At 66.8% G+C, this 4,231-nt stretch carries 1 protein-coding gene and 1 pseudogene; both read right to left on the bottom strand.

Annotated elements, in window-relative coordinates:
* Positions 1-344 (bottom strand): annotated as a pseudogene (locus AB0K10_RS33115) (hypothetical protein); the annotation flags it as partial.
* Between the two features lie 335 nt (positions 345-679).
* Positions 680-4,231: FG-GAP-like repeat-containing protein (locus tag AB0K10_RS33120; RefSeq protein WP_363690165.1), on the bottom strand; the 3,552-nt coding region annotated here is incomplete at its 5' end.

Here is a 4,231-nt window from a genome sequence, read left to right on the forward strand (position 1 = left end):
CCGTCGGCCCGCCGGGTCAGGGTGGGGTCGAGTTGCTTCCAGGTGTCGCCGACGCGTTTGCGGTTGGGCATGACGCTCTGGCTGAGCAGGAGCTGGCCGTCGGGTAGCGCGTTCAGGGTCTGCGTGGAGGTGCCGGCGGCGGTGGCCTCGACCTTTTTGCCGGTCCGCTTCGCCTGAGCCAGCGCCGCGTCCACCCCGAGAGGCCCGGCCGGGACAGCGGCCGGTTTCGGCTGGGCGGCACCGGCGACCGCCGGTGCGGTGAGCGGGACCGTGGCCGTGGCGATGGCGACAGCGGCCACCGCACCCGATGCGACAGCGCGTAGGCGCAGCCGTCTGGTGATCATAAGCAGAAACTCCCCTTGAGTGATGTGCCGCGAACGCGGCAGACGCGTCCGATCGACGGCCATGGTGAAGCAGTCACGCCGGCCTGAGGGATGCCTTCCCAGCAACACGACGGGTCCATTTGCAACTCACTGAGATGCTTCAGGGCGCAGATCGAGGACTTCGTCACGGATCCGTGACCTTTCCAGGCGGTTGAACATGCAACATCGCTTTCGCCCCGGGATTTGCCGAGGCGCTCACTGCGAGTGAGAGAAGCGTGCAGATTCGCGCATGGCCGAGGTGGAAAAAACCTGGCCGGTCCGGCCCGGGCTCACCGCCCGGACCGGACCATTCGCGATCAGAAAATCGTGTTGAAGGCCGACCAGTTGGCACCGATGACGGTGTAGCCGGACTTGAACCGTCCTACCCCGTTGCCCTGGTAGAGGTGGAGATTCTTGGTCGTCGCGTGGCGAGCGATGACGTCGGTGTTGCCGTCCATGTTGAAGTCTCCGACCGAAAAGATCCGGTCGAGGGCGGCCCAATTGTCGCCGATGACGGTCGAGCCGGGGTGGAACCTGCCGGTGCCGTTGCCGCGGTAGAGGTAGATGTCCTTGTTGGTCGCGTGCCGGGCCATTACGTCAGTCTTTCCGTCCCCGTCGAAGTCGCCCGACGAGAAGATCGTGTCGAAGGCGGCCCAGTTGTCGCCGATGATGGTGGAACCGGAGATGAAGCCCCCGGTGCCGTTGCCCCGGTAGAGGTAGAGGTCCTTGCTGGTGGCATTGCGCGCGATCACGTCGGTCTTACCGTCGCCGTCGAAGTCGCCCGGCGAGAAGATCGTGTCGAAGGCGGCCCAGTTTTCGTCGATGATGGTGGAACCGGAGAGGAACCTGCCGGTGCCGCTGCCTCGGTAGAGGTAGAGGTCCTTGTTGGTCGCGTGCCGGGCGATCACGTCGGTGATGCCGTCGCCGTTGAAGTCGCCCGGCGAGAAGATGGTGTCAAATGCGGACCAGGCCGCGCCGACGGTCGTCGAGCCGGACTGGAAGGTCCCAGCGCCGTTGCCCTGGTAGAGAAAGATGTCGCTGTTGGGCGTATACCGCGCCATGACGTCCGGGTAACCGTCTCCGCTGAAGTCCCGGCGCGGGCCGGCGGGAACCGGCTGGACCGGGCTCACCACCGCGTTCCAGGCGAGCAACTCACTGAGCTGACCCGTGAACCAGCCGCCGTGCCCGGCGGCCGACGTCCGGTGCGCGCCCATCCGGAACGGGCCGGCGGCGTTCCAGCTGCCGGAGTGAGTCACCACCCCCTTGTTCAATGCGCCGAGGTAGAGGCCGAGACGACCGTTGGCCTTCTCGTAGCTGACCGTCACCCTGGTCCAGACGCCCAGTCGGGCACTGTTCGCGCCGGCGGTGGCGACATCCCAGACCGGGTTGGCGACGTCGCTCTGTGACATTGCGACCCGCCAACTTCTGTCCGAAGCGTCGATCCAGACCCTGATGCCGGCCGTGTTCGTCGCGTCCTGGGAGAAGACGGTGCCGCCGGCGGCGGTCGGCTTGGCCCATACGGAGACCGTGAAGTCGGCGTTGGTGGTCACCGCCGGCCCGGGCGTGGCGAGCGCGCTGTTGGTCGTACCGTCGAACAGGGCAGCCCGGTCGAAGAGATCACCGGCCGTCCACATGCTGTTCCCGGAACCAGTGGCGTGCAGGGCGCCGACAGCGTCCTTCGCGACGTCGGCCCCCGTCACGGGGCCGCTCTCGGCGTCGGCGAGCGGCCAGGCGTGATTGGACGTGATGAGGCTCTGGGCCGGCTGCCCGGTGACGCTGCCAGCACCTGCGGACATCCCGGTGACCAACCAGGTCGTGGCGACCCCGCCGGTACCGATGGTCCAGAGGTCGGGGGTGCCGTCGATGTTGATGTCGGCGGCCTGCAGGCTCAGCGTCGCGCCGCGGTTCCAGTTGGTCGAGAGCGTGTACGGCGTGTAGGTGAGCTGGTTGGTGTCCTGGTTGTAGGCCAGATTCTTCCAGAGGTGCAGCGCCCCGGTGCTGCTGTTCCAGAGGAACATCGCGGTGCCGCCGCTGACCTGGGCGGTGGCGATGGTCCAGTTGTTCCAGTCCACGCCGCCGGCCGGGGTCAGGGTCGTGGTGCTGCCGCCGTAGTAGTAGAGGCCGGCCGCGAAGGCCATGGGGTAGTAGTTGAGGAAGTACCCGTTCGTCGCGTCGCCGCTGGTGCCGATCAGGTCCGGGATGGTGGATCCGGTGCCGCGGGAGTCTCCAGCGTTGGCCAACTGCAGCGGGGCGTTGCCGTTGTCGTCGACCAGCAGTTCACCGGAGACGCTTACCTGGTTGTTGTACGGCTGGATGACCGAACCGTCACCACTGCCGCGCAGGACGATGCCGTTGCCGGCGTTGACACCCGACGTGTAATACACGAGGACGTCCTGGAACCCGGCTCCGAAGAAGTGCCCGGAGATCGCCTGGCCGCCGTCGAAGTCGGACGAGTCCTCGTTGCCGGTGACCCCGTTGCCCCGAGCTCCGATGTTCGCCGTGATCCGTTCTACGCCGGTCCCGTTCCTGCCGGTGGCGAGCCACAGCCCGGAGGGCAGATTGTTCGCCTTGCCGACGGTGAGCAGGTCCGCGACATCGTCGCCGGTCATGTCGCCGTCCAGCGCAGTGGCGGCGGGAGCCGCGTTGAAGACCATGCTGGTGCTGTCGCCGAAGTTGCCACCGGCGGAAACGCTGGTGACGGTCAGCGTGTTGGTGAACCGCGTCGGTGACACCGTCAAGGTGGCGGCACCCGTCGAGTCGGCGGGGATGTCGACCGGCGGACCGCCGTTGAGCTGGGAGACGTACCCGCTCGGCGTGGTGCCGCTGCTGCCCTCGGACTTCGTGATGGTTAAGGTGGCCGGCTGGCCGACGGTGGCCCCCGCGGGCGCGTCGCTCACTGACGGCTGACCCGGACGAGTGGGGTCAAATTTGAAGGTGCAGGTGGCCGACCAGTCGCTGGGCGTCCGGAAGTCGGTGGCCTGGACCTTCCACGAGAAGGTGGTGATGGCGCCGGCGGCTGCGCTGCGCAGGGTGGTCAACGGCACGATCAGCACGCCGGTGGAGCCGGAGGGGTACGTCAGCAGGCTCGGGTTGGAGGCGGCGAGCGCGGCCTGGTTGGTGTCCGCGGTCTTCCAGAGCTTGAAGGAGACGCCGAGGGTGCCGCCGTTGCGGTCGGAGACCGGCGCGTAGAGGGAGACGGAGGCGTCGCCGACGATGCTGCCACCCGCGCAGGCGGTCTTCGGCGAGGTGGTCATTCCGGTGGGGGTGTTCGGCTTGTGGTTGTAGCGGATCTCCAGCGTCGGGCTGGTTTCCAGGAATTCTTTCCAGCTTCGGGTGTCGCTGGCCTCGTTGGCGGCGATCATGCGCAGGGTGCGGGTGGCTCGCTTGTTGGCGACGTCGGTCTTGATCTGGCTGGTGATGTCGAAGGACACGCCTGCTGCGGCGCACCCGCTGTAGCCGTAGGCGAAGCTCTTGGACGCTGCGAGGGGACCGTTGCTCTGGTCTTCCCAGTCGTCCCACCTGGCGTTTGACTTGGTCAGCGTGGCGGCCGGCGCGTAGACGTTGACCGTCTTGTTGTCACAATTCCAGGACCGGGTGTTAGTGATCTTGAACGTGGCGTCGTCGATCTCCGCGCCCGCGAGGGTGCCGTACGGCACTGGGAAGTTGATCAGAGTGTTCGAACGCTGCTCGCCGGAGTTGCCGACCTGCATCCGCCCGATCGGGTCGGGGGTGTTGTTCCAGTAGTTGGTCGACTGGTGTTGGTAGGAGACGCTGGCCCAGCCGGACATCCTGGGACCATTTGTGCTCCAGTTGAAGCTGGGGTCGATGTAGACCGGGTAGACGGTCGCCGCATCGGTGAGCAGTGTGTG

It is taken from the genome of Micromonospora sp. NPDC049274, from assembly GCF_040678875.1.
GTDB lineage: Bacteria > Actinomycetota > Actinomycetes > Mycobacteriales > Micromonosporaceae > Micromonospora.